This window comes from Candidatus Protochlamydia sp. R18 (assembly GCF_000648255.1).
Lineage (GTDB): Bacteria > Chlamydiota > Chlamydiia > Chlamydiales > Parachlamydiaceae > Protochlamydia > Protochlamydia amoebophila.
Map to the genome: position 1 here is coordinate 1 of NZ_BASL01000781.1, position 1,890 is coordinate 1,890.

The following is a 1,890-nucleotide window of genomic DNA, read 5'->3' on the forward strand; positions in this document are numbered from 1 at the left end:
CGTTCTTCCTTTGGTTTAGAGAGCAATAGAGAAATTTATATCAATGCAAAAGAATTTATTGCAAAAGCTGTAGAACCCTTTTTCCAAATTGATAAACCCCTTTCTTTGAAGCTTGGTCAATTCATTGCTGAAATGGATGCCTATAACAATCGGGGAGATAAAAATGGAAATCCCCCTGCAAAATTAATTGACATGCATGCGCAAGCGCGGCTGCTTCTTTTTCTTCACATGGGCATAGCTTACTCTGGGTTGGAATGTCAAATTGATTGGCTACCAGCCAAAAAACAATTTTATATTGGCTCAGAACAAACAGGCACAGAAGCTTGTCATCACTCTTTATTTGCCGAAGTGAATGATACCTATCTTTATACGCTTAAAGAGTCTTTAGTGAAAGCAGTACGCGCATTGCGTGAAAACCAAAGAGAAATTCCTCTTCCTTTTAAAGAAAGGCTCCTTGAGCTAAATGTCTCTAAAGAAGGGCTTCAAAAAACCATTAAAGCAATTTTAGACAATAAAATTCGCGCATCTGATGGAATTGAAAACTTATGGAAAGAGACATTTCCTTCTTCTACAGAACATCAAGAATTAAAAGAGTCTTTACTGGAAGCAGTACGCGCATTGCGTGAAAACCAAAGAGAAATTCCTCTTCCGTTAAAAGAAAGGCTCCTTGAGCTAAATGTCTCTAAAGAAGGACTTCAAAAGACCATTAAAGCCATTTTGGACAATAAAATTCGTGCGTCTAATGGAATTGAAAACTTATGGAAAGAGACATTTCCTCTTTCTATAGAGAATCAAGCCCTAGCAACAGAATTAAAAGATGGTTTATTCCAATATATAAAGGATAGAGAAAGACTATCGGAAGAAACGATAGGCAAACTGCAAACAAAAGGGGTTCCTAGAACTGTTATTAATGCATTACTAAAAAATAAACGATTAGAGAGAGTGGATGTAAATGTGGATGAAGTGTTTGAAAAGTGGGTGAATCCCTCTTTATGGGCAAACACGAACTTTTATTTTTTAAACCATCATACTTTAATAGCTCCTTCTGCCTTAAATAAAGTGGACGATTTAATTGAAAAAAAAGTGCGCTCCGGTGCTATGCAAATCCTTAATGCGATTGCCAAAAAAGAGATTAGCCCTTTGGAAGGCACTCAACAAGTAGGCGAGCTCATGATTGCAAACCTGAATGAAGGCCTAACGGTTATCCAAGAAAAAATTGTTTTAGTTTCCGCTTTAGAAAGAGAATTGGAGAAGCTGGGCAAACTTTTTACCGGGTTAGAGATTGCACAAACTAGTGCGAGTCACACTTCCTTGTACAAAAAGTTAGAAAATTTAAAAGAGGTGCAAAGCACCGTTAATGAACTCATGCGCCTTCTCGATGCATTAGCAAATCTTAATCATTCTTCTTTCCATATAGCGGTTGTGGATTTTAAAATAGAACAAGCAAGAATGAAAACAATGCAAAAAACGCTCCATGACTTTAGAACAGAGTTAACAGGATGGATGGATGAAACATTTGAAAATCGCTATCAACAGTATCGGCAAGCCCCTTTTTTTCAACATCAAAAACAAATCGAGGAACTAACGATCACTATAAAGGAGAAAGAGAGGGAAAAAGAAGAGTTTGAGCAAGAATTGAAAGAAAAGGAGTTGACTCCAAAAGAAAAGTGGTTGTTGTTCTCACTAGAAGAGAATCTACCTGAAAATTCATCTTTCCTAAATCTTGAACCTGAAAAAAAGCTAGATTTAGCTGAAAAGTTATCATATGGCAAGGCTGAACTTTATGAATCTTATAAAAGTGTGATAAAAAAAACCGGCTTACAAAAGGATTTAGAGGAAATAAAGAGAATAATTCAGCAAAATCGAGATTTAATGCAGGAACTAGGAAAA

Annotated in this window: 1 protein-coding gene; it reads left to right on the forward strand. The window is 36.2% G+C overall.

The window, feature by feature from the left end:
- A partial coding sequence (locus tag TY19_RS10855; protein ID WP_042282521.1) for a hypothetical protein occupies nucleotides 1–1,890 on the forward strand: 1,890 nt, incomplete at both ends.